Below are 24,000 nucleotides of genomic sequence, written 5' to 3' on the forward strand. Positions count from 1 at the left end.
GGCCCGGCGGTGCGTCGCCGCCGGGCCGATCCGTGGTCGGGCCGCCCATTGCGGTGGGCTACGGTCGACCGGTGACGGATGCCCCGCCGGCGGCGCCGGTCACGGCCGAACCGCTCACCCGGCGGGTTCTGGCCGCCGAGGTCTGGCTCGTGCTCGGGGTCTCCTTCGCCGCCTCCGCGCTCTACGCGCTCATCCGCTACGTGGGCGTGCTCACCCGGCCGGGACCGGTCCGTTCCCAGGTCGCCCGGTTGAACACCTCGGCCGCGCCGGGCCGCCCGTGGCTCGACCTCGCCCTGCAACTGGCCGACGTCGCCACCGGCGTGGTGCCCGTGCTGCTGGCCGTGCACCTGCTGGCCCGCCACGGCGGCGGGCGGCGCGTAATCGGCCTCGACGGCCGGCGACCCGGCCCGGACCTCGCCCAGGGCGCCCTGCTCGCCGCCGGGATCGGCGGCCTCGGCCTCGGCTTCTACCTGCTGGCCTGGCACAGCGGCGCCAACCTCACCGTCGCGCCGTCGAGCCTGCCCGACGTGTGGTGGCGGGTGCCGGTCCTCGTGCTGAGCGCCTGCCAGAACGGCCTCGCCGAGGAGGTCATCGTCACCGGCTACCTGCTGGTGCGGCTGCGTGAGCTCGGGGTCACGCCGGGGCGGGCGCTGGCCACCAGCGCGCTGCTGCGCGGTTCCTACCACCTGTACCAGGGCCTGGGCGGGTTCGCCGGCAACCTCGCGATGGGCCTGCTGTTCGCCCGGCTGTTCCAGCGCAACGGCCGGGTGCTGCCGCTGGTGATCGCCCACTCGCTCATCGACACGGTGGCGTTCGTCGGCTATGTGCTCCTGGTCGGGAAGGTCTCCTGGATTCCCGCTCCGCGCTAAGGTTAACGGCAGGGAAACACAAGTCGTCCATCAGGTGTCCGACGCTGTCCTTCCCGGCACTCCGACGGACCATCGGACAACGACGAGGGGCTGGGCAGGGGCTGCCTGGGTGCGCCATGCCCGCGATGTGGGGCGCGTGACGGTGTAAGGCGAAGAGTCGCCATGGGAGAACAACGAGGAGGGCGGGGCGGATGGCCACCGGGGCCCGTGAGATAGAACGCAAGTACGCCGTCGAGCCGACCTTCGTGCTGCCGAAGCTGGGCGGACTGCCCGGGGTCGCGACCGCGCGGACCCGCCGCGCCGTCAGCCTCGAGGCCGTGTACTTCGACACCGACGACCTGCGCCTCGCCCGTAACCGGATCACGTTGCGCCGGCGCACCGGCGGCTCCGACGCCGGCTGGCACCTGAAGCTGCCGGTCCGCGTCGGCGAGCGCGACGAGCTGCGGCTCCCGCTCGACGCCGCCGACGGCGTGGTCGACGTGGCCGCGGGCGCGCGGCACACCCCGCCGGCGGAGTTCGTCGACCTGGTGACGGTGCACCTGCGCGGCGGCGAGCTGCGTCCGGTCGCCCGGCTGCGCACCCTGCGCACCGCCCGGCGGCTGCGCGACGCCGCCGGCGTCGACCTGGCCGAGGTGGTCGACGACCAGGTCTCCGCCCAGACGCTCGGCGAGGCGACGGTCGTGAGCACCTGGCGGGAGATCGAGGTCGAACTCGTCGACGGCAAGCGCGGCCTGCTCGACGACGTCGGCGAGCTGCTGCTTTCGGCCGGCGCGGTCGCGGCGACGGACTCCTCGAAGCTGGGCCGGCTGCTCGGGCCCGCGCTCGCCGCCGGTCCGGGGCCGGACGTGCCCCCGCTGCCGCGCCGCCCGCGCCGGCGGGCCCCGGCGGGCGACGTCGTGCGCGCCTACCTCATCGAGCAGGTCCGCGCCCTGCTCGCCGCCGACCCGCGGGTGCGGCTCGACGAGCCCGAGGCCGTCCACCGGATGCGGGTGGCCTGCCGGCGGGCCCGCAGCACGCTGCGGACCTTCGCGCCGCTGTTCCCGGCCGACACGGTGACGCTGCTCGACGGGGAGCTGCGCGACCTGGCCGGCGCGCTGTCCGGCGCCCGCGACGCCGAGGTGCAGATCGCCTACTTCGACGGCCGGCTGGCCGAGCTGCCCGCGGACCTGGTCGCCGGGCCGGTGCACGAGACGGTCAGCGCCCACCTGTCCACCGGGATGGCCGCCGCCCGCGACGAGGCGCTGGCGATGCTGCGCAGCGACCGGTACTTCGCCCTCGTCGCGAGCCTGCTCACCCTGGTCCGCGCCCCGCTGACCGGCGCGGCACGGCGCCCGGCCGGCAAGGTCCTGCCCGACCTCGTCCGCCGCGCCGACCGGCGGCTGGCCAAGAAGGTGACCGCCGCCGCCGGGCTCCCCGTCGGCCACGACCGGGACGAGCTGCTGCACTCCGCGCGCAAGCAGGCCAAGCGGCTGCGTTACGCCGTCGAGGCGGTGACCCCGCTGTACGGCCAGGACGCGACGGCACTCGTCGGCCAGGCGGAGCGGGCGCAGGAGCTGCTCGGCACCCATCAGGACGCCACCGTCGCGCGAGACCTCCTGCGCGGGTGGGGCGCCGCCGCCCAGGCCCAGGGCGAGTCCACCGCGTTCACGCTGGGGGTCCTGCTCGGGCTGGAGGAGTGCCGCGGGCGGCTGGCCGAGCGGGACTTCTTCGACGCCTGGCCCCGGATCTCCGCCGCGAAGTACCGCCGCTGGCTCGCCTGAGCAGCCGCGGTGCCCGTGGCGCCCGGTAACTCTGGGCGTAGGCAGTGCCGGGGGCGTCGGCAGCATCAGGGCGTCGGACGGGCGGGGGCGGGTAGCCTCCGGTCGACCCCGCCTTCGTCCCGGTGCCGCAGGAGGCTCGCGATGACCACCTCGACCACGCTTCCGACGACGCCGCTGGGCCCGACGGGCATGGAGATCACCCGGGTGGGCTTCGGTGCCTGGGCGATCGGCGGAGCGGGCTGGGCCTTCGGCTGGGGCGCCCAGGACGACGCCGAGGCGGTCGCGGCGATCCGCCACGCGGTCGCGGCGGGGATCAACTGGATCGACACCGCCGCCGTCTACGGGCTCGGGCACTCCGAGGAGCTCGTCGCCCGGGCGCTCGCCGACCTCCCCGCGGCCGAGCGACCCTACGTGTTCACCAAGTGCGGTCTGGTCTGGGACGACGCCGACCGGAGCGTCCCGCCGGCCCGGGTGGGCGCCCCGGCCTCGATCCGGACCGAGGTCGACGCCTCGCTGCGCCGGCTCGGCGTCGACCGCATCGACCTGTATCAGCTGCACTGGCCGCCGCAGGACGGCACGCCGATCGCCGACGCCGTCGGGACGCTGCACGAGCTGCGGGCCGCCGGCAAGATCCGTTCGGTGGGCGTGTCCAACTTCTCCGTCGACCAGCTCGAGCAGGCCGCGGCGGCCGGCGGGGTGGACGTGCTGCAGCCGCCCTTCTCCCTGATCGACCGGGCCGTCGCCGGTGAGATCCTGCCGTATGCGGCCGCCCACGGCATCGGCACGATCGTCTACAGCCCGATGCAGTCCGGGTTGCTCTCCGGGCGTTGGAGCGCGACGCGGACCGCCGAGCTGCCGGCCGACGACTGGCGGCGCGGGGCCCCCGAGTTCAACCCGCCGGCCCTGGCGCGCAACCTCGCCCTCGTCGAGGTGCTCGCGGAGGTGGCCCGCCGGCACGCGACCACGGTCGCCGCCGTCGCGGTCGCCTGGACCCTGGCCTCCCCCGGGGTGAGCGGCGCCATCGTCGGAGCCCGCCGCCCGGACCAGCTCGACGGCTGGTTGCCGGCCGGCTCGCTGACCCTCACCGGCGCCGATCTCGCCGAGATCGCCGCGGCGGCCGAACGACTCTCCGCCGGCCGCGGTCCGTTGCACCCCGCCGGCGACGCGTAGCCGCGTGTGGGCCCGATTGTGGGCCGGGATGTGGTCCGGGTCGTGGTCGGATCGAAAGTCGCGGCGGTCACCCGTCCGAGTTGCCACGTCTGGGCCATCCATCGCGCGGTCGCCCCCGCACGCTGCCCACGCTGGGAAATCCCTGTCAGCTCGACGGATTGCGGGACCGCCCGGGTGTACTAGCCCGTGGCCGGGCCGGCGGCGTTGTTCTGTTACCGGGGCATGAAGTGGACTTCCTTGCTCGGAGGACTCCCGCGAAGCCCTCCGTCCGTGTAGCGTCGTCCCTGGCCGGAGTTCGCCGGTTCGCGTCTCAACCGAGGCGCGGCGGAACAGCGCCAGGAACTCTTGTGGCTTCCTGGCGTTCGGTCCGGGGCCCGCGCGGTGCGGGTCCTGACTGCACCAGCAGGGAGAACGGCACGTGGCTCAGGGCACGGTGAAGTGGTTCAACTCGGAGAAGGGCTTCGGCTTCATCTCCGTGGACGGCGGCGGCTCCGACGTCTTCGTTCACTACAGCGCGATTCAGATGGACGGCTACAAGGCACTTGAGGAGGGCCAGCGGGTCGAGTTCCAGGTGACCCAGGGTCAGAAGGGTCCGCAGGCCGACGCCGTCCGCGTCGTCTGAGCCACGAGAGACTTCACGGTCAGCCCGCCCATCGGGTGCTCCGCTGGGCGGGCTGACCGCTTCTCCGCGCCGTTCGTCACGTGGCGGAGTCGATTGCACGACTGCCCGATCGTGCCGGAGGGCTTCGTTTCCCCGGCCCGCTCGGGTGTGTCGCCTCGATCGGAGCCTCCTGCGGGACTGTACTCCAGAAGACGCCTTTCCCCCTGGCCAGGCGGGAATGGAACGGTCTTCGATGTCCCACTGTCGAGGCCGGTTGATCCGCCTTCCGGCGGGTCGCCGCGCTTTTGCCGATCGGCGTGATTTCGGTGACGGATCGCCGCCGGGGCGATGGCTGTTCGTGCAAAGCCGGGTAAGCGCATCCCGTTCTCCGACCGCTCGTTCTCGGTCTCCCTTGTGGCTCCTCTCGGCGACCAAAGCTTAAAGGTTGCTGAGAAACGCAGGGAAAGCGAATGTGCGCGCTGCCGCGACCAGACCAATCACGGCTCGGCGCGGACGGCGTGCGGGTGCGTGACAGGCCGGCCGCGCCTGGGCGCCGGCCGGGCCCGCCGCACGCGAGCGTACGAACCGCCTCAGCGGGCCGTCAGCCGGCTGCCGCCGCCTGCGCTGCCGGTGGCCCGGCGACGAGCAGTTCGGCGATCTGCAGCGTGTTCAGCGCCGCTCCCTTGCGCAGGTTGTCGCCGCAGAGAAACAGTGCGATCTCGTGCGGGTCGTCCGGCGACTGCCGGATCCGTCCGACCCAGGTGGGATCGGTGCCCACCACGTCCGAAGGGGTGGGGAACTCGCCGGCGGACGGGTCGTCCACCACCGCGACCCCGGGGGCGGCGAGCAGCACCGCGCGGGCCTCGTCGCCGGTGACGGGCCGCGCGAAACGGGCGTGCACCGCGACGGCATGGGTGGTGATCACCGGCACCCGGACGCAGGTCGCCGACACTCGTAGGTCCGGCAGGCCCAGGATCTTGCGGGACTCGTTGCGGACCTTGAACTCCTCGGACGACCAGCCGCCGTCGCGCAGCGACCCGGCCCACGGCACGACGTTGAGGGCCAGCGGCGCGGGGAACGGGCCGAGGCCGTCCTCGCCGATCGCCTTGCGCACGTCACCGGCGGTCTGGCCGAGTTCCCGCGTCCCACCGACCGTGGCGAGCTGGTTGTAGAGGGTGTCGATGCCGGCCTGTCCGGCGCCGCTGGCGGCCTGGTAGGAGGCGGCGAACATCGACTCCAGACCGAAGGCCCGGTGCAGCGCGCCGAGCGCGACGATCATCGACAGGGTCGTGCAGTTCGGGTTGGCGATGATGCCCCGCGGGCGGGCGGCGAGCTGGTCGGCGTTGACCTCGGGGACGACGAGGGGGACGTCGTCGTCCATCCGGAAGGCGCCCGAGTTGTCGACCGCGACCGCGCCGCGCGCCGCCGCCACCGGCGCCCACTGCGCCGACACCTCGTCGGGCACGTCGAACACGGCGACGTCCACCCCGTCGAAGACCTCCGGCGAGAGCACCTGCACGGCGACGTCCGCGCCGCGCACCCGCACGGTGCGCCCGGCCGAGCGGGCCGAGGCCACGGGCCGGATCTCCCCCCAGATGTCCGGACGCTCGGCGAGCATCGACAGCATCACCGTGCCGACCGCGCCCGTAGCGCCCACCACCGCGAGCGTCGGCCGCCGGCCGGCCTCGTTGCCCGTCATGCCCCATCCTCCCGATGACCCGTGATCAGTGCCGTGCCGTCCGCGATCGTCGCCACGGCGCGCGTGACCGGTGTTCTCATCGACCGGTGCCCGCGTAGACGACCGCCCCGCCGTCGGGGTCACCGAGCTCGAAGGCGCCGTGCACGGCGCGCACCGCGCCCGGCAGGTCGGTGTCGCGTACCACCACCGAGATCCGGATCTCCGACGTTGAGATGATCTCCACGTTGACGCCGGCGTCGGCGAGCGCGCCGAAGAACCGCGCCGACACCCCGGGGTGCGACTTCATCCCGGCGCCGATCAGCGACAGCTTGCCGATGTGGTCGTCGTAGAGGGTCCGCTCGAAGCCGATCTCGCCCTGCACCTTCGCCAGCGCCGTCAGCGCGGTCCGCCCGTCGGTCTTGGGCAGGGTGAAGGAGATGTCGGTGCGGCCGGAGCCCGCGACCGAGCCGACCTGGACGATCATGTCGAGATTGACGTCCGCGTCCGCGACGGCCCGGAACACCGCCGCCGCCACCCCCGGCTTGTCCGGGCAGCCGACGACCGTCACCTTCGCCTCGCTGACGTCGTGCGCGACGCCACGGATGATGGCCTGTTCCACGAGCTGTGCCTCCGGAATCTCGGTGACCCACGTGCCCGGCTTCGCGTTGAACGACGAGCGGACATGCACGGGGACGCTGTAGCGACGGGCGTACTCGACGCAGCGCAGCATGAGGACCTTCGCGCCGCAGGCCGCCATCTCCAGCATCTCCTCGTAGGAGATCGTGTCGATGCGGCGGGCGTCGGGGACGATGCGCGGATCGGCGCTGAACACGCCGTCGACGTCGGTGTAGATCTCGCACGCGTCGGCGTGCAGCGCCGCGGCGAGCGCGACCGCGGTCGTGTCCGAGCCGCCCCGGCCCAGCGTGGTGATGTCCTTGGTGTCCTGGCTGACGCCCTGGAAACCGGCGACGATCGCGATCGCGCCCTCGTCGAGCGCGGCCCGGATCCGGCCCGGTGTGACGTCGATGATGCGGGCCTTGCCGTGGACCGAGTCGGTGATGACGCCGGCCTGGGAGCCGGTGAACGACCGGGCCTCCGCGCCGAGCGTGGTGATCGCCATCGCCAGCAGGGCCATGGAGATCCGCTCGCCGGCGGTGAGGAGCATGTCGAGCTCGCGGGCGGGCGGCAACGGTGACACCTGCTCGGCGAGGTCGAGCAGCTCGTCGGTCGTGTCGCCCATGGCGCTCACCACGACCACCACGTCGTTGCCGTCGCGGCGCGCCTCGACGACCCGCTCGGCGACCCGTTTGATGCGGTCCGCGTCGGCAACGGAGGACCCACCGAACTTCGCGACCAGGAGCGCCATGGCAGCCAGGTTACCGAGCGCCGACACCTGCCCGCTCCGCTCGCCAGGGATTGCTCCGATGTGACCTGGGTGCATGTCTGCGCAGCGTGCCCGGGGTCCGACCCGCCGCGACCCTGTCGTCCCGACGACGGCACGCTGGGCGGATCCGATCCGTTGTGCCAGGGTGACGGCACCGACCGCGCCATATCGACCGCGTCCCGCGGTTGGATGCGATGGTCCCCGACGCATCAGTCCAGGAAGGACATCCGCAATGGCAGTCAGCCTCGCCAAGGGTGGCAACGTAAGCCTCACGAAGCAGGCCGCGGAGGCCGGCACCGCCCAGCTCACCGCGCTGAACGTCGGGCTCGGCTGGGACGCCCGCACCACCACCGGCACCGACTTCGACCTCGACGCCTCGGCCATCGGCCTGCGGGCGGACGGCAAGGCCTTCAACGACAGCTACTTCATCTTCTACAACAACCTCGCCTCGCCCGAGGGGGCGATCACGCTGACCGGCGACAACAAGACGGGGCAGGGCGAGGGCGACGACGAGTCCATCATCATCAACCTGCCCTCGGTGCCCGCCGAGATCGAACGGATCGTCGTCCCCGTCTCGATCTATGACGCGGTGAACCGCAGCCAGAACTTCGGCCAGGTGCGCAACGCCTACATCCGGGTCGTCGACCAGGGCGGCAACGAGCTGGTTCGGTACGACCTGTCCGAGGACTACTCCACCGAGACGGTCGTGATCTTCGGCGAGGTCTACCGCAACGGCGCGGACTGGAAGTTCCGGGCCGTGGGCCAGGGCCACAACGACCTCGGTGGCCTGGCCCGCGACCACGGCGTCAGCGTCTGAGCCGCGGGCCGGGGCCGGCGATGCGGGCCTGGCAGGTCGTCGCGCCGGGGCCGATGGGCACGCGCCCGCTGCGCGCGGCCGAGCTGCCCGTGCCCGAACCGGGGCCCGGGCAGGTCCGGCTGCGCGTCGACGCGTGCGGCGTGTGCCGCACCGACCTGCACCTCGCCGAGGGCGACCTCGTGCCGCACCGGCCGCGCACCGTGCCGGGGCACGAGGTCGTCGGCCGGGTCGACGCGCTCGGCCCCGGGGTGCCGGCGGCGGTGGACGCAGGTCCGCCGGGGGTGCGCCTGGGCGACCGGCTGGGCGTGGCGTGGCTCGCCTCGACCGACGGGACCTGCGCCTACTGTGCCCGCGGCGCGGAGAATCTCTGCCCCGCGTCGACCTACACCGGCTGGGACGTCGACGGCGGGTACGCCGAGTACGTCTGCGTCCGCGCCGACTACGCCTACCGGCTGCCCGCCGGCTACAGCGACGCCGAGCTCGCCCCGCTGTTGTGCGCCGGCATCGTCGGCTACCGGGCGCTGCGGCGGGCGGCACTGCCCCCCGGCGGCCGGCTGGGTATCTACGGCTTCGGCGCGTCCGCGCATCTCGCCGCCCAGGTGGCGATCGCCCAGGGGGCGCGGGTCCATGTGCTGACCCGCTCGGCCCGCGCGCAGGCCCTGGCCCTCGAACTCGGCGCGGCGTCCGCGGCCGGGGCGTACGACGCGCCGCCCGAGCCGCTGGACGCGGCGGTGCTGTTCGCGCCGGTGGGCGAGCTGGTGCCGGTGGCGCTCGCGGCGCTCGACCGCGGCGGCACCCTGTCGGTGGCGGGCATCCACCTCAGCGACATCCCGCCACTCGTCTATGCCGACCACCTGTTTCAGGAGCGCGACCTGCGCAGCACGACCGCGAACACCCGGGCCGACGGCGCGGAGTTCCTCGCGATCGCCGCCGAGCACCGGCTGGCGGTGACGGTGTCGCCCTACCCGCTCGACGCCGCCGACCAGGCCCTCGACGATCTCGCCGCCGACCGGGTCACCGGCGCGGCCGTCCTGCTGCCCTGACGGCGGCCGGGCGGGGCCAGCCCGGACCGGCCAGCCCGGACCGGCCAGCCCGGACCGGCCAGCCCGGACCGGGCGGTCCGGACCGGGCGGTCCGGGGCCAGGGCGGCCCCTACCGGCCGGTCAGGACGCGCGGGCGGCCCCTGGCGCCCCGGTCAGGACGCGCGGGCGGGCAGCCGACGCAGCAGCACCGTGCCCGCGAGGGTGAGGGCCGCGGCCGTCGCCACCTCACGGGGCAGCCGGTGGCGGGCCTCGTTCTGGATCTTCTCGTGGAAGCGGTCGAACCTGCTCGGCCAGGGACTGGAGCCGACGAAGTACCGGCCCACCTTGTCGGTGTCGGGCAGGCAGGCGCCGGTCATGCCGGCGAGGACGGCCAGGCGCCGCCCGGCCGGGGCCGACGCGGTCAGCAGGGCCATGGCGGCGAGCCCGGCGACCCCGTCCCGGCGCGCGATCGGCAGCCACTCCGACTCGGTGTTCGGGCCGGTGCCCCAGTGCGGCAGCGCGTCCATGGCGAGATGCGAGAGGAATCCGGCGGCCAGGGCGGGCACGGGATGCCGGATCGCCATACCCACGAAGGCGCCCGCGGGGACATGCGAGCTGATGATCATACGGTGGACCTCCTGATGGACGGTGTGGACCGGCCGCCCCTAACCATGCCGCCCGGCTCCGCGTCCGCGGACCGCGGGGGTCGGCATCGGTCCTGGTACCGGCCCGCACCGTGGTCGTCATGTGATCCGTAGGAATGGCCGGAGGGGCGAACGTATCGGGCATATGCACGTGCGAACGCTCCGCTGGATGAACGTTCCGAGGCGATCGCCGACGACCGTTCGGACGCCGGTGCCGACGCGCGTCCGAAAGCGTGGGCGGACGGGATGGCGAAAGCGCGCGCACATGCTCGCGCGAGTGCACATGATGGGCACATGGGCGCGCGGCGTAGCATCTGGGTGCACAGCGCAGCGAGGCGTTGCAGATCCACACATCGATGGTCGGTGGCAGTCGAGCTTGGTGGCGGAAAGTGACCACATGTGCGGACGGTGACCGGGGGCAGTGGGGAGGTGTCGAGTGATCTCCAGGGGGAAATCCGGTCCACCCGGAGGCGGGCCGGCCCCCGGGGAGGCGACCCAGGGGCGTGCGCGGGCACGACGGCACCTGAGCGGCCTGGATGGATAGGTGGATCCGAGGCGTGCGGACCTGCCCCCTACGTGATGCCTGTGATCTTGGCGCCGCCCTGCCCCCGGGCGTCGTCATCTCGGTGGCCTGGCGGTTGGACGGCGCCGGCCGGATCATCGGCGGAATGCTGCCCCGCGGGCATCCGCAGGGCGGTCCGCAGGGCAAGCGGGTCCTGCACGGGGAGGGTGTCTGGGCGGCCGAGATGTTCCCCCGGGACCGGGAGATCACCACGGAGCTCGACCTGGTCGAGCCCGGTTCCGCGGCCCGCCCCGCCCGGCTCGTGGTGCACGGCCCGGAGCGGGACATCGTCGGCTACGTGGACCAGCCGTGGCTGCCCGCGGACCGGCTGGCCCGGCTGACGACCGGCATGCGGCGCGACGCCCGCCAGATCCGGATCCGGGCGGCCGGCCGGATCTGGTGGATCAGGGCGACGAAGGTCTTCGGCGTGCGGGTCAGCCGCGACCACGGGGTGGATGTCTACCGCACCCGTGGCCTGCATGCCGTGTTCAGCGCCGAGGCCGACCACCTCGATGTCAGCGTCGTCCTGCTGACCCTCGCCTCGATCCCCAGCTCGACGTACGCGCCCATCCTCGGCTTCTGACCGGGGGTCGAGCCGAGGGTCCCGGGCCCCGGGGCCGGTGGGTCAGGCGTTGACGACCCGGCGTCCCTCGAAGGCGCGGCCGAGGGTCACCTCGTCGGCCCACTCCAGGTCGCCGCCCATCGGCAGGCCGCTGGCCAGTCGGGTGACCCGCAGCCCCATCGGCCCGATCTGGCGGGCGAGGTAGGACGCGGTGACCTCACCCTCGGTGTTCGGGTCGGTGGCGAGGATCAGCTCCGTCACCGTGCCGTCGGCCAGCCGTGCGACGAGTTCGCGGATGTGCAGGTCGTCGGGCCCGACCCCGCCGATCGGGTTGATCGCCCCGCCGAGCACGTGGTACCGCCCGCGGAACTCCCGGGTGCGCTCGATCGCGACGACGTCCTTGGGCTCCTCGACCACGCAGATCAGGGCCTGGTCGCGGCGGGGATCGGCGCAGATCCGGCACAGCTCCGACTGGGCGACGTTGAAGCAGCTCCGGCAGAACCGGACCTTGTCCTTGACCTCGGTCAGCGCGGTCGCCAGCCGGCGGACGTCCACCGGGTCGGCGGCCAGCAGGTGGAACGCGATCCGCTGGGCGCTCTTGGGGCCGATGCCGGGCAGCCGCCCGAGTTCGTCGATCAGATCCTGGACGATGCCCTCGTACATCGATGCTCCCGCCCGTCAGCCCAGTCCGGGACGACCGGGACCGCGCGGCCCCGCCGCGCCGCCGCCGGCCAACAGGCCGCCGAGATCACCCAGACCGCCGAGCGCCCCACCGGCCCCACCTGCAGCGGTGGCCCCACCGAGCCCGCCGCCGGCGAGCCCGCCTGCGCCCAGTCCGCCCGTGAGCGAGCCCATCCGTTCCGCGGCGAGCCGGTGCGCGTTGGTGGTCGCGTCGCGGACCGCCGCGAGGATCAGATCGGCGAGTGTCTCGGTATCCTCCGGATCGACCGCCTCCGGGCTGATCGTGAGGTCGACGAGCTCGCCGCCGCCGTTGACGGTGGCCCTGACCAGGCCACCGCCGGCCGTGCCGTCCACCCGGGCGGAGGCGAGCTCCTCCTGGGCCGACAGGAGCGCGGCCTGCATCTTCTGCGCCTGCTGGAGGATCTGCCCCAGATGGGCGCCACCCCCGGCGGGCAGTCCACCGCCGGCCGGAGTCCCATCGCCGGCGGAGGTCTGCGAGTTCGACATGTCGACGAGCCTACTTTCCCGTCAGCTTGTCGGGATCTGTTCGATGACCGTGGCGCCGAGCCCGGTCCGCAGCAGGGACATCGCCGCCTCCGCACCGCCGCGGGCCCCGCCCACCTGCCCCGGGGCATCATCGTCATCGAGGGACGGCTCGTCGTTGACCGGCGGCGCGGCGCGCGTGCCGCCACCCCCCGCCGAACCGTGCCCGCCGACCCCGATCGGGCCAGCGCCGCCCTCGCCACCTCCCGCCCAACCGGCGCCACCCCTCGCCGCGGCACCCCCGCCGCCGGCGCCCTGACCGGCGGCGCCCTGAGCAGCGGCGCCCTGATCCGCGGCACGGTGCACGCCGACATGGTGGCGCGCGCCGTTCCAGTCGGTGCTGTTCTGCGCGACGCCGTTCCGGCCCAAGCTGTTCGGTCCGGCGTTGTTCGGTCCGGCGCCGTTACGGCCCGTGCTGTTCTGGCCGGCTGCATGCGCACCGGCCCCGCGCTGTTCGACGATGCCGTGGGCGTCACCGGACCCCTGGCCGCGGTCGCCGTAGTAGGTACCGCTGCCGCCGTCCTCGAGGTGTTCGTGGGTCGGCGGGGTGGGCTCGGGGAATCGGGTGTTGTCGCTGCGCCGGCCCAGGTGATGATCCCCGCCCGACTCCCCACCACGGCCGCGCCAGCCGTCGTCGGCCACGCCTTGCCCGGGTCCGCCTTGCCCGGGTCCGCCTTCCCCGGGTCCGCCCACGGGGCCGTGTGCGCCGGTCGCCCGACCGGCGTCCCCGTCGTCGGCGCGCGGCACGCCACCGCCCGGACCGGGCGCCCAGCCCGTCGGGGCGGGCGGCCGGCCGCCGGCGTCCACGCCGCCAGGTCCCTCTCCGGGGCGCGCGTGACCCGAGTGATCCTGCTGGTCCGGGTGACTTCCGCCGCCCGGCCCCTGCCAGTGCCCCGACACGGGTTGCCCTGGCCCGGGTTGGCCTGGAGCGGGCCCACCGGCTCGGCCGCCCGCCGCCGGGGCTGGCCCACCGCCACCGAAGCGCTGGTCCGGGCCGGCCCAGGCGGGTCCTGATCCCGGCTGGCCACCGAAGCCCCCGCCGGGCGGCGGCCCCCCGACCGGTCGGCCGCCGCCGCGTCCGGGACCGGAGCCTCCCGCGGGCCCCACGCTGACTCGCCAGGTTCCGCCGATCTTCTCGGCCAGGGCGGTGCAGAACACCTCGGCGTTGTTGCCCTGCCCGAACATCCGTCCCATCGTGGGGCTGGCGAAGGCGAGCACCACCTCGTCACCGCGCACATCGGCGACGGTCGCGTGGTCCTTCAGGATCGCGTGCGTCTTGCGACTGCGACGGCTGGCGAGCTGGAGGACCTCGTCCCACAGCATCCGCAGGCCAGCGGCGTCGATCCGCCCGCCGCCCGGACCGACCCCGCCGCCCTGCCCAGCCGCAGCGCCCTGCCCGGCACCGGCACTCTGCCCGGCGCCAAGACCGTGCCTGGCCCCGGCACCCTGCCCAGTTCCTGGGCCCTGCCCGGCTCCGGCACCCTGCCCGGTCCCTGCGCCCTGCCTCGCCCCGGGGCCGCCGCCGGCTCCGGGCTGCGGGCCGAAACCGGCGCCTGCCGGCGGCGGTCCGCCGTAGCCGGCTCCGCCGGTCGGTGCACCCGGTCCCGCGCCACTCCCCACCGGAGCCGCGTCCCACGATCCGCTGGCCGGCCCCTGGGAAGCGGGAGCCGCGGCGGCGCGTGCCGAGTGGGCGGGTGCCGGCCGAGCGGGCGACGCCGTCCGTGCGGGGGCCGCTGCCTCGTCCGGGCCAGGCGGGCCGGGCATGCCACGCGGGCCATCCGGGCCGTTGACACCGCCGAACGGGGAACTGCCTGCCGCCGGGTCCGGGCCGAAGCCGGGCGCCGAGGCCGGGTGAGCGGCCGCCGAGTCGGGAGCGGCGAGCACGGAACGGCGTTCCAGCCGTTCCAGCCGGGTCAGCAGCGCCGCCGGGTCCGCGGAGGCCGCGGGCAGCAGCGCGCGGGCGAGGATCAGCTCGAGCATCAGCCGTGGGCTCGTCGTGCCCCGCATCTCGACCAGGCCGCCGTGCAGCACGTCCGCCGTGCGGGACAGCTCCGCGGGGCCGACCGCGGCGGCCTGCGCGCGCATCCGGTCGATCTGGTCCGGGGAGAAGGATTCCAGCAGCCCGCGGGCGTCGGCGTCCGGGACGGCCGCCATGATGATCAGGTCGCGGAGCCGGTCGAGCAGGTCGGTGGCGAAGCGCCGCGGGTCGTGGCCGGCGGAGACGACCTTGTCGACGACGGTGAACAGGGCGGCGCCGTCGTGCCGGGCGAGCGCGTCGACGGTCTCGTCGAGCAGGACCCCGTCGGTCATGCCGAGAAGGGCTACCGCGCGGTCGTAGTGCAGACCGTCGTCGTCCGCCCCGGCGAGGAGCTGGTCGAGGACGGACAGCGAGTCCCGAACCGATCCCGCTCCGGCCCGCACGACCAGTGGCAGCACCGTCGGGTCGACGGTGACGCCCTCCTGCTCGCAGATCGACGCCAGGTGCGTGCGCAGCACGCCTGGCGGAACGAGCCGGAAGGCGTAGTGGTGGGTGCGGGACCGGATCGTCGGGATGACCTTGTCCGGCTCGGTGGTGGCGAAGACGAACTTCAGGTACGGCGGCGGCTCCTCGACGACCTTCAGCAGGGCGTTGAACGCCGCGGCCGTCACCATGTGCGCCTCGTCGACCACGAACACCTTGAACCGGGCCGACGCGGGGGCGAAGAAGGCCCGTTCGCGCAGATCTCGGGCATCGTCGACGAGGCCGTGGGAGGCCGCGTCGATCTCGGTGACGTCCATCGAGGCGCCGGTGCGGATGCCGACGCACTCGTCGCATACGCCACAGGGCTCGGGGGTGGGGCCCTGCTCGCAGTTCAGCGAGGCGGCGAGGATCCGGGCCGAGGACGTCTTGCCGCAGCCCCGCGGGCCGCTGAACAGGTACGCGTGGTGCAGCCGGCCGGTTCGCAGAGCCTTGCGCAGCGCGTCGGTCACGTGTTCCTGGCCGACGACCTGGGCGAAGGTCGCGGGACGGTACCGGTTGTACAACGCTGTGCTCACTGGCCTGCTCCGCGTGCTCGACGAGACGATCGGCGAAACGAGAGGACCCCCCGCACACCCGTCAGAGCCCGCTTACCCTTGCTGCCTTCCGGCCCTGGGGGGGTTCACGAGGGTAACGCCGCACGAGGGGTCTGCTCCGCAGTCTAGCCCGCCCAGGACGATCATGAATCTGGAGGTCCTCCACCTCACCCGAACCGGCCGCCACTCCAGCCCGACCCCCTCCGTCCCGCGCTCGTTCCTTGCCTATCCAGAGGGATAAATCGGACACGAAACCCTCTGGATAGACGAGGAAGCGGCCGAGCGCCGGACGGGCGAGGGCAGGGCGTACGTCGGGCACGCGTGGGGAGTGGACGCCGGCGCGGGCGGCACGGCACCGACCGCAGCGGCGGCCCGATGGCGGGACCCGTGGGACGCTGGCGCCGTCGCGGGTCCGGCTCGGCCGACCCCGCGTCCACGGATCGGCGACGATCAGATAGTCTCATCGACGGAGGATTCGCCTAGTGGCCTAGGGCGCACGCTTGGAAAGCGTGTTGGGGGCAACCCCTCGAGAGTTCGAATCTCTCATCCTCCGCAGTGATCGCTTCGGGCGCTTTCCTCGGCTACCAGCGGGAATCTCGCCCTTGTCAGCCGAAACGACCCCCTCCGCGGGTTCGGTGCCCACCTGGTGCGCCCGCGCCGCGCGGAGCGGGGCACCGCCGCCGCCACCGCTTCGGCCGCCTCCTGGCCGGACGAGCGCAGCAGGTGGACGTACAGGTTCCCGGTGATTGACGTCGAGCTGTGCCGCATCCGCTTCGACACGAGAGCAAGATCCATGCCTTCGGCGAGCTGGATCGACGCCGACGAGTGCCGCAGATCGTGGAGCCGTCGGCGGGACAGCATCGACCAGCCGAGCTCCGCATCCACCCCGATGTCGACCGGCAGGGGAGCGGCGAGCGTCAGCCGCGCCCGGGTGCCGCTCATCGGTACGGCGGACACGACGGTGACCTCCCCGACCGGCTCGCGGTCGACGTACAGCGTCCAGGTCCCCACCGGCTCCCGGTAGCGCATCCCGACCACGATCTCGGTGGCACCGGCCGCCGCTGGCATCCGCGCCGTTGTGCACAACCCGTGTGGCGGGCGATCTGCAACAGTCATCAGCCGGTCGAGCAGCACCCTGCCCCGATTACCCCGCCGTCATGACACGGGGAGCATCGGCACACAAAAGAGAAGCCCGCATCTACCCGGCAGCGGCGGCAGGATGGGGGCGCACGGCGCGCAGGTAGCTGTACACGGTCTCCCGGCCGATCCCAACTGCCGGGCCAGGTCGGACTTCCGCTTACCGGCCGTCGAACGGCCCGCCGGGTCCAGCACAGCCGGCGCGAACCTGTCGCCGACATGACAGGTACCGGTGCCGAGTGGCTGGCCTTTCTTGGCAGACCATCAGGCCTGTAAAACGCAGGTGTAATACCCGTGAACCCTGACCAGGTTGACGGGAATGCGCAGATCCGGCTGCGGGCCCTCTCGCCTCGCACTCTTTCGACACCCGACACCCGATGCCCGATGCCCGATGCCCGAGCGCGAGCCGCGAACGCGGGACCGTGTTGCGCCGACTCTGGCTGTGCTGACATCGGTGTGCGCCGAAATCTACCTGCGCCACCATCCATGTGCGTCGCCAACAGGACGGCCACGTGCCGCAAAATTCACGCCCCGCCGGCCGATGTCGACCAGTGCGGGAGAACAGGAGAGCACGATCATGCGACTGTCAATCCGTCTTGCGACGGCATCGTTCATCTGCCTGGTGGCGACGATGCTCGCCGCCTCGGCGGCCTCGGCCGCGCCAAGAACCTGGGTCAACACGGCGACCTCGAAGTGCCTGGACAGCAACGGTAAAGGGGCCGTCTACGCCCTCGGCTGCAACGGTGGCCCCTACCAGTCCTGGGTGAGTAGCCAGCTGAACTTCGGCGACCAGATTCAGGACGTCAGGACCGGACGGTGCCTGGACAGCAACGGTGCCAAGCGTGTCTACACACTGCCCTGCAACGGCGGTAGTTATCAGCAGTGGCAGGTGACCGACCAGGGCCCGTTCGGTTACCAGATCCAGAATGTGGCAACCGGCTTCTGTCTCGACAGCAACGGCGGCGGTTCGGTGTACACCCACGTCTGCAACGGAGGAAATTACCAGCGATGGCACTGATTTCGGCCAGCCGGATCCGGGATTCTGGATGAAGAGAAAGACTCACGTCTGGAATCTGTAGGGGCCGGTGGGTGAGGTACCCGCCGGCCCCCCGGCACGGGATGGGCGGCGCCGGTTTACGTAGTCGTTCTGCTATCACGCCGTACACCGTTGGACACCTTCGCGGGCATCCCAGGGGATATCCGCCAGACACTCCCCGCAGGGAGTGCATCGGGCCAAGAGATCCACGGCACGATGGAGGATTCTTCCGGGCTTGCCGATGCATGTACCTGGAACAGGCGCATCGCGGGGTATACCCCCGAACGCCAATCGCCGTCCCACCCGGAATCCCCGGCGGGACGGCGGCACCCCGTGGGGTCAGTCGATCATCTGGACGTGGTAGAGCTCGCCGCCCGAAGGGCTGTATGCCGAGTCCGCTCTCGCCACCCGGCCGGCGGCGTCCCGCGCGGCGATCCCGCGCGCGCCGGCCAGGTGGTGAGGGCTACCACTCCCTGGCCGGGGGACGTGGGGACGTGGGGACGCGGACCGGGCGCGACCCCGATCCTGCGGGCTGGCTCGCCGGGCTTGTCTGCCCTCCGACGCCCAGCGCGACCATGCGCCGACGCACGTCGACGACGATCACGGCTTCCGGGCGACCCCGCCGTAGAGGCCCACCTGTGCGTCGAGCAGGCTCATCGAGTCGTCATCGTCGGGTCGCCAGCGGTGCGCGACGAGCAGGCCCGGGTCGACCAGCTCCAGCCCATCGAACAGGCGTTCCACCTCGGCGCGACTGCGGAGCTGGAACGGCACCCCCCGCTGTCGATAGGCGGCCGCGAACTCCTCGGCGCCCGGGTCGAAGTCGGCGGTCCCGTGGGTGAGGACCAGGTAGCTGCCCGAGGGCAGCGCGTCGACGAGGCGGCGCACGATCCCGTAAGGATCATCCTCGTCGGGGAGGAAATGAAAGATCGCGACAAGTGACAAGGCGAGCGGCCGGGACAGATCCAGGGTCTTCTGCAGTTCGGGCGAGTCCAGGATCGCGGCCGGGTCGCGCAGGTCCGCGTCGACATAGGCGGTCCGGCCCTGCGGGGTGCTGGTCAGCAGTGCCCGGGCGTGGGTGAGCACGATCGGGTCGTTGTCCGCGTAGACGACCCGAGTGTCAGGCGCGACGGCCTGGGCCACTTCATGCAGGTTCGGCGACGTCGGGATTCCCGTCCCGATGTCGAGGAACTGGCGAATCCCGGCGTCGGCGGCCAGATGGCGGGTCGCCCGCGTCATGAAGGCCCGGTTCACCCGGGCGGTCACCCGCGCGTTCGGGAAGGCGGCGATCGCCTGCTCGGCGGCCTCCCGGTCGGCGGGAAAGTTGTCCTTTCCGCCGAGGTAGTAGTCGTACATCCGAGCTGCGTGTGGCCTGTCCGTCCGCAGCGTCGCCCCCACCCGGTCCGTGTCCGCACCTGGGTCTGCCATCGCCCCTGCCCCCTTACACAAATGCCGTCAGGCGATCACCCTAACGACATGGAACGGGACGGGTCGCGCGGATACCCGCGTATCGCCCAGATCCGAGATCATGGTGGGAAGGGCAAGGGTGGCGCATGAAGAGCGACAACGACCTGATCAGGCCCTTCACCAGTAACTCGCAGATCTGGTGGTCACGAGGCGAGCCGCGCGACGAGGTCGACTATTGGCTGGGTAGCCAGCCGAGTTACTGCCCGCCCTGGGCGCTGATCCCGATGGCGACGGCCCAACAGGTCGTCCGGGCGAACTTCACGACCGGCGAACGACCCGACACCGTCGAGTGGGCGCAGCCGTAGTTCTCCTGCTACGTGGCCGCTCGCCCCGAGCGGTGCATGCGGATGCCGTCGATCTTGTTGGTGCTGGTCACCCGCGACATGAAGATCCGCCACCGGTTGGCTGAGAAGCGCCTGTTCCTCGCGCATGCTGTGGAAGGTGTTCTCCTCATGAAGGCCGGGAGCATGACCAGGTGGGACATGCTGCGCATGGTTGTCCAGCATTGGGAAGCTCAATCCGCTTACGGAGCTTCCTGGCCCCTGGGTTCGGTCCCTGACGCGCGCAGGCATCGGCGCTGCCCACGTTGCCCGCCACCGAGGGCTGACAGGTCGGGTTTGGTCGTCGACCTTCGGAGGGTCTCTCCCTGTTCTGCTTTCCCTGTCGTGGGCTGTCCCTCCGTCCCGGCCCGGAAACACGGCGCAGGACGGCCAGCCTGCGCGCCCCGCCAGACGTCGGGCAGCACCGACCCTCCGCGGCGCCGCGGAGTCGTCGTGGAGGGAGCCGTGTGCCATTCTGCGTCATCCGGCGGGACGAGTGCAGCCAGTCGCGGAGACTGGACAGGGTACCGTCCAACCGTCGGGGGGGGGGTACGTCCTGTTTCGACGGGTCAAGATTGCTACCCGTTTGTTACACGACCTGCTGACGTGGCGGAAGGGCGCACGGCCATCCGTCTCGTCGTGGTGGGAGTGTTGTCGATCACTCCTCGATTCCCACGGCGGCGAGCTGGGCGGTGTCGACCTTCTCCCCGCGACCTTCGTTACGGAAGAGCGTGAGGGCGGTGACGGCGGTGGCGACCATCAGTGCGGCGCTGATGAGGAAGCCCAGGCGGTAGCCGTCGCTCAACGCGTGCTCCAGGCGCGGCGGGTCGTGCCGGGCGAGCAGGCTGGCGGTGTGGCGCGTGGCGAAGGTGGAGATGAACGCCAGCCCGAGGGCGCCGCCCAGCGTGCGGCTGACGTTGAGCATCGCCGCGGCTATGCCGTTCTGGTGGCCGGGAACGCCCGACACCGCCGCGATCGTCATCGGGATCCACATCAGCGAGAAGCCGAAGCTGACCACCAGGGAGGGAAGGATGATGCCGGACACCAGGCCGCGCTCGGGGGTGATGCGGGAGAACAGGGCCAGCCCGACCGCGGACACGGTCGCTCCGGCGACGAGCACCCAGCGCACTCCCAGTTTTGGGATCAGCGGCGGCACAATGCCGGCGAAGATCACCAGTGTGGCGGTGAGTGGAAGGTAGGCCAGGCCGGTCTTGAGGGACGAGTAGTGCAGCACGTTCTGCATGTAGAGCGAGGTGAAGAAGAAGAGCGCGAACATGGCCGCGGAGGTGAGCGCCTGCACCGTGTTCGCGGCCGACAGGGACCGGATTCGGAAAAGTGAGAACGGAACCAGCGGTTCTTTGCTGATTTTCGTCTCATGCACGATGAAGTAGGCGATGACCACCACCGTGAGCGCGAAGAGCGAGATTGTTCGGGCCGAGCCCCAGCCATGCGCATCGGTCTGAATGACGGTGTAGGCGAGCAGGCTCGCGCCGATGGTGGAGGCCACCGCACCGACCGCGTCGAACCGCTGGTGTCGGTGCGTGGGCCGGTCCGGCGGCAGCACGCGCAGGGCGCTGACGAGCAGGACCGCCGCAACGGGCAGGTTGATGAAGAAGATCCAACGCCAGCCGGGCCCGTCGACGAGGACACCGCCAAGAATCAGGCCGAGCGACGCGCTCAGCGCGCTGGTCGTTCCCCAGACGCCGAGGGCTCGGTTGCGCGGCGGTCCCTGCGGGAAGATCGACGCGATCATGGCCAGGGTCATCGGGGACACGAAGCCCGCGGCGAGGCCCTGGACGGCGCGGGCGGAGATGAGCGACGTCTCCCCCTGCGACAGGCCCGCGCCAAGCGAGGCCACGGTGAAGGCCAGCATTCCGGTGAGGAACACCCGCCGCCGGCCGAGCAGGTCACCGGCCCGGCCGCCGAGCAGGAGGAAGCCGCCGAACAGCACCGTGTACGCGTTGACCACCCAGGCGAGGTTGCCGGCCGAGAAACCGAGATCATCGCGGACGGCGGGCAGTGCGACGTTCACCACGGTCATGTCCAGCGCCTCGAGCAGCTGCGCCAGGCACAGGACGAGCAGGGCGACCGTGTGCCGGTTCGTCCAGACGAAGGCGTCGTCGCGCCCGGCCGTCTCCTCGGCCCACTCGGCGACGGCTGGTGGAGGCAGGCGAAGAGCTGGCGCCGACTGGCTGTCCATGTCACTCCAAGCAGGTCTACGGAGGTCGAGCAGGTCTTCGGGCGTCGGGTAGGTCCACGAGCTGGGTGGGTCTGCGGGCGGGGCGAGTCTGCGGGCGGGATGGGTCTACGGGCGGGTTGGGTCTACGAGCGTTGACCGAATCATGGCACGCCAGGACTGATCGGTCAACGCTCGTAGGCCGAGATGTGGGTGCGGCGCCGTCGCGTTCCCGAGTAAGCCGGTCGGATTTGTCTGTCGTGACCGCTGCGCCCGGCGGCCGGGCGGGACCCATCCCGGGTTCAGGGCGGCCACAAGCCGCCGGTCGGAGGATGGCGGCCCGGACGACGGCTGTGGCCGTGCCATTCATCCGATGTGGAGGCTCCTCTGATGACGCTGAGCGTGGAGTCGCATCTGCCGAGTTGTCCAATGGAACGGAGCTCACCGTTCGAGCCGCCCCCCGGTTATGCCCGGGCGCGTTCCGAGGCGCCGATCACGAAGGTGCGCCTCGTCGACGGCAGCACTGGTTGGTTTGTCACCGGCCACGCGCTCGTGCGTCGTCTGTTGAACGACCCGAAGGTCAGCAAGAACGGTCTGCGGCCGGGCTACCCGCCGCTGGTGCCGGACCAGGAGGCCCTGGTGCGCGGGCAGAAGGGCTTCCTGGTCTGGATGGATCCGCCGGACCACACCATGTACCGGCGCATGCTCGCCGGCGAGTTCTCGGTGAACACGCTGGAGAGACTGCGACCGCACGTGGAGCACATCGTCAACGAGTGCATCGACCAGTTGCTTGACGCCGGTCCTCCGGCCGACCTCGTGCAGGTGCTGTCGCTGCCGGTCCCGACGATGACGATCTGCGAACTGCTCGGTGTGCCCTACACCGACCGCCAGCTGTTCCAGGAAAGCACCGCGGCGACGGTGAACCTCCGGACCACCCAGGAGGAGCGCAACCGGACGGTGGCCGAACTGCGTCAGTGCGCGACTCGAGCTGGGGATCGTCTACCCCACGCTCTTCCGGCGGCTCCCGGGCCTGCGCGCCGCGCTGCCGATGCGCTGGGCGCCGACCGTCTTCGAGCAGGACGAGGACGGACTGGTGAGGACGGGCTGGTGGTGCTGCTGACGGAGGACCCGCCCGAGGAGCGGCGCCAGGAGGTGATCGACGCCGCCGGCTCGTGCCCGGCGCAGGCGATCCTCGTCGACGGCGAGTAGTGAGGACACGGCGAGTAGTGAGGCCCACGGCGAGTAGTGAGGTCGACGGCGAGTAGGAGCCGAACGCGCGGCGAGGCCGGCGGCCGGGTGCTGTCCGGCCGGGGTGCTACCCGGTCGGGAGGTCGTTGACCAGGAGCCGGACGCAGGGGCGCAGCAACTGGCGGATCTGTGCCGGGTCGGCGGCGGTGAGCTCGTCGAGTTCGAGGAGCACCCGGCCGATGACCACGCCCAGCAGGATGGTGCTCACCAGGCCGCTGCGGACCGCCGCGTCGTCGGCGGAGATGACCTCCTGCACGCCCTTGAGTTGGCCACCCAGCGACGTCCGCACCGCGTCGGCCGCCTCGGGGTGCGTCAGCATCGATCGCAGCATCGCCAGCGCGGCGGTCGGCTCCTGGGTGAGGCGGTCGGTGAGGGTGTCCAGCAGGTACTCGGTCAGCTCCTCCGGGGAGTCCGGTGCGGCTGCCTCCTCCTGCAGGCAGGCGGCGTGCGAGAACAGCTCGGCCTTGGAGCCGAAGTAGCGCATGACGAGCCCGGGATCCGTGCTGGCCCGGGTCGCGACCGCTCGGATGGTGGTGCGGTCGTAGCCGTGCTCGGCGAACAGCTCGCGGGCGGCGTGCAGGATGCGCGACTCGGTCTGACGGCGGCGTTCGGCGCGGGTGGAGCTGGCTGGCGATGTGGAGCTGGCTGGCGATGTGGAGCTGGCTGGCGGGGTGGAGCTGGCCGGCGGAAGAGCCATGAACCGAGGTTACGTGCTCGCCGTCGGCGGGCCCACCGGTCTCGGGCGGGCCTGCGGGTGGTGAGTGGGCCTACGGGTGTTGACCGGCTCGTTAAGCTGTGTGATCGTCGGCGACCCGGTCTCGATCGTCGTGCTGTCCCGCGTCGACACCTATGAGATCAAGCGGCGGCTCAACGAGAAGATCACCGCCGAGTTCAGGGCCCGCGGGGGGGCGGGTGTCGAGCGTCGTCGGCGACTACAGCTTCGCCGGCGTCCCGTTGCTCCTGCTCCACCATCGGGGCCGCCGATCGGGAGCGGAGCGGGTCAACCCACTTCAGTACCGCGTCCGGCGGGACGGTCACATCGTCTTCGCCACCAACGGCGGCTCGCCGACCCACCCGCACTGGTACCTCAACGTGCACGCGCTGCGGCACGCGCTCGTGCCGCTGGTCAGCCTGTCGGCGTGGGTCTTCGGTGCGTTGCTCACCGGCGCGGTCGTGGTCGAGACGATGTTCAGCAGACCGGGCCTCGGTCGGGTGATGGCCACCCTTCCGACCTGGCCCCATCCGCCTCGGGTCCTTCTGTCGGACCGCGCT

20 protein-coding genes, 1 tRNA gene, 1 other RNA gene and 1 pseudogene are annotated in these 24,000 nt (G+C 72.2%); 12 read left to right on the forward strand and 11 right to left on the reverse strand.

The features are described from left to right. Positions 1–71: 71 nt before the first annotated feature. The 4 genes from FRAAL_RS02590 (at position 72) to FRAAL_RS02605 (ending at position 4,421) form a co-directional block, all read left to right on the forward strand. A complete protein-coding gene (locus tag FRAAL_RS02590; protein WP_231861472.1) occupies positions 72–869 on the forward strand; it encodes a CPBP family intramembrane glutamic endopeptidase in 798 nt (265 codons plus the stop codon). Positions 870–1,060: 191 nt separating this feature from the next. Further along, positions 1,061–2,629: a CYTH and CHAD domain-containing protein gene (locus tag FRAAL_RS02595; protein WP_011601851.1), complete on the forward strand. Its 1,569-nt coding sequence runs from the start codon at positions 1,061–1,063 to the stop codon at positions 2,627–2,629. Positions 2,630–2,770: 141 nt separating this feature from the next. Beyond that, complete coding sequence (locus tag FRAAL_RS02600) at positions 2,771–3,799, forward strand: aldo/keto reductase (RefSeq protein ID WP_041938732.1); 1,029 nt, start codon at positions 2,771–2,773, stop codon at positions 3,797–3,799. A gap of 418 nt (positions 3,800–4,217) precedes the next feature. Then, a complete protein-coding gene (locus tag FRAAL_RS02605; RefSeq protein WP_009740954.1) occupies positions 4,218–4,421 on the forward strand; it encodes a cold-shock protein in 204 nt (67 codons plus the stop codon). A 580-nt stretch (positions 4,422–5,001) separates the two neighbouring features. Here FRAAL_RS02605 and FRAAL_RS02610 read toward each other — a convergent pair. Together FRAAL_RS02610 and FRAAL_RS02615 are read right to left on the reverse strand one after the other, a co-directional pair. Then, a complete protein-coding gene (locus FRAAL_RS02610; RefSeq protein WP_041938733.1) occupies positions 5,002–6,099 on the reverse strand; it encodes an aspartate-semialdehyde dehydrogenase in 1,098 nt (365 codons plus the stop codon). Positions 6,100–6,175: 76 nt separating this feature from the next. Then, entirely contained in the window at positions 6,176–7,444 is a 1,269-nt protein-coding gene (locus FRAAL_RS02615) for an aspartate kinase (RefSeq protein WP_011601854.1), read from the reverse strand. A gap of 250 nt (positions 7,445–7,694) precedes the next feature. Between FRAAL_RS02615 and FRAAL_RS02620 the strand changes: the two genes are divergently transcribed. Continuing rightward, positions 7,695–8,279 (forward strand): TerD family protein, encoded by a 585-nt coding sequence (locus tag FRAAL_RS02620; RefSeq protein WP_011601855.1) that lies wholly within the window; start codon positions 7,695–7,697, stop codon positions 8,277–8,279. A 20-nt stretch (positions 8,280–8,299) separates the two neighbouring features. Continuing rightward, positions 8,300–9,322, forward strand: a complete 1,023-nt coding sequence (locus FRAAL_RS02625; RefSeq protein ID WP_011601856.1) for a zinc-dependent alcohol dehydrogenase family protein — start codon at positions 8,300–8,302, stop codon at positions 9,320–9,322. A 152-nt stretch (positions 9,323–9,474) separates the two neighbouring features. Here the strand turns inward: FRAAL_RS02625 and FRAAL_RS02630 are convergent, their stop codons facing one another. After that, a complete protein-coding gene (locus FRAAL_RS02630; RefSeq protein WP_011601857.1) occupies positions 9,475–9,927 on the reverse strand; it encodes a hypothetical protein in 453 nt (150 codons plus the stop codon). Between the two features lie 554 nt (positions 9,928–10,481). Between FRAAL_RS02630 and FRAAL_RS02635 the strand changes: the two genes are divergently transcribed. Continuing rightward, positions 10,482–11,090, forward strand: a complete 609-nt coding sequence (locus FRAAL_RS02635) for a hypothetical protein (RefSeq protein ID WP_011601858.1) — start codon at positions 10,482–10,484, stop codon at positions 11,088–11,090. A gap of 42 nt (positions 11,091–11,132) precedes the next feature. Here the strand turns inward: FRAAL_RS02635 and recR are convergent, their stop codons facing one another. The 4 genes from recR to ffs all read right to left on the reverse strand — a co-directional run bounded on the left by recR (position 11,133) and on the right by ffs (position 15,464). After that, positions 11,133–11,732 carry a recombination mediator RecR gene (recR, locus tag FRAAL_RS02640; protein ID WP_011601859.1) on the reverse strand — a complete coding sequence of 200 codons (600 nt, stop codon included), beginning with the start codon at positions 11,730–11,732 and terminating at the stop codon, positions 11,133–11,135. A 15-nt stretch (positions 11,733–11,747) separates the two neighbouring features. Further along, positions 11,748–12,257, reverse strand: a complete 510-nt coding sequence (locus FRAAL_RS02645; RefSeq protein ID WP_011601860.1) for a YbaB/EbfC family nucleoid-associated protein — start codon at positions 12,255–12,257, stop codon at positions 11,748–11,750. 21 nt (positions 12,258–12,278) lie between these two features. Then, positions 12,279–15,329, reverse strand: coding sequence for a DNA polymerase III subunit gamma and tau (locus FRAAL_RS02650; protein WP_011601861.1), 3,051 nt, complete (start codon positions 15,327–15,329; stop codon positions 12,279–12,281). A 38-nt stretch (positions 15,330–15,367) separates the two neighbouring features. Beyond that, positions 15,368–15,464: signal recognition particle sRNA small type (gene ffs, locus FRAAL_RS30905), an RNA gene on the reverse strand. Positions 15,465–15,815: 351 nt separating this feature from the next. Here ffs and FRAAL_RS02655 point away from each other — a divergent pair. Next, a tRNA-Ser gene (locus tag FRAAL_RS02655) sits at positions 15,816–15,900 on the forward strand. Here the strand turns inward: FRAAL_RS02655 and FRAAL_RS30910 are convergent. Continuing rightward, positions 15,891–16,415, reverse strand: a complete 525-nt coding sequence (locus FRAAL_RS30910; RefSeq protein WP_011601863.1) for a tyrosine-type recombinase/integrase — start codon at positions 16,413–16,415, stop codon at positions 15,891–15,893. The genes FRAAL_RS02655 and FRAAL_RS30910 overlap by 10 nt on opposite strands. Before the next feature lie 646 nt (positions 16,416–17,061). On the opposite strand from FRAAL_RS30910, the gene FRAAL_RS02665 reads away from it, so the two are divergent. Beyond that, positions 17,062–17,502, forward strand: a complete 441-nt coding sequence (locus tag FRAAL_RS02665) for an RICIN domain-containing protein (RefSeq protein ID WP_231861473.1) — start codon at positions 17,062–17,064, stop codon at positions 17,500–17,502. Positions 17,503–18,120: 618 nt separating this feature from the next. Here the strand turns inward: FRAAL_RS02665 and FRAAL_RS02670 are convergent. After that, positions 18,121–18,945, reverse strand: a complete 825-nt coding sequence (locus FRAAL_RS02670) for an SAM-dependent methyltransferase (protein ID WP_050996989.1) — start codon at positions 18,943–18,945, stop codon at positions 18,121–18,123. 125 nt (positions 18,946–19,070) lie between these two features. Here FRAAL_RS02670 and FRAAL_RS02675 point away from each other — a divergent pair, with 125 nt between their 5' ends. After that, positions 19,071–19,289 (forward strand): Imm1 family immunity protein, encoded by a 219-nt coding sequence (locus FRAAL_RS02675; protein ID WP_011601867.1) that lies wholly within the window; start codon positions 19,071–19,073, stop codon positions 19,287–19,289. A 673-nt stretch (positions 19,290–19,962) separates the two neighbouring features. On the opposite strand, the gene FRAAL_RS02685 is transcribed toward FRAAL_RS02675, so the two are convergent. Next, positions 19,963–21,504 (reverse strand): MFS transporter, encoded by a 1,542-nt coding sequence (locus FRAAL_RS02685; protein WP_011601868.1) that lies wholly within the window; start codon positions 21,502–21,504, stop codon positions 19,963–19,965. A 405-nt stretch (positions 21,505–21,909) separates the two neighbouring features. Here FRAAL_RS02685 and FRAAL_RS02690 point away from each other — a divergent pair, with 405 nt between their 5' ends. After that, positions 21,910–22,689, forward strand: coding sequence for a cytochrome P450 family protein (locus FRAAL_RS02690; protein ID WP_050996990.1), 780 nt, complete (start codon positions 21,910–21,912; stop codon positions 22,687–22,689). Positions 22,690–22,795: 106 nt separating this feature from the next. Here the strand turns inward: FRAAL_RS02690 and FRAAL_RS02695 are convergent, their stop codons facing one another. Beyond that, positions 22,796–23,425 carry a TetR/AcrR family transcriptional regulator gene (locus FRAAL_RS02695; RefSeq protein WP_011601870.1) on the reverse strand — a complete coding sequence of 210 codons (630 nt, stop codon included), beginning with the start codon at positions 23,423–23,425 and terminating at the stop codon, positions 22,796–22,798. 152 nt (positions 23,426–23,577) lie between these two features. Between FRAAL_RS02695 and FRAAL_RS34500 the strand changes: the two are divergent. Further along, a pseudogene (locus FRAAL_RS34500) lies at positions 23,578–23,889 on the forward strand (nitroreductase/quinone reductase family protein); the annotation flags it as partial. Positions 23,890–24,000: the final 111 nt, after the last annotated feature.

Source organism: Frankia alni ACN14a, assembly GCF_000058485.1.
Classification (GTDB): Bacteria; Actinomycetota; Actinomycetes; order Frankiales; family Frankiaceae; genus Frankia; species Frankia alni.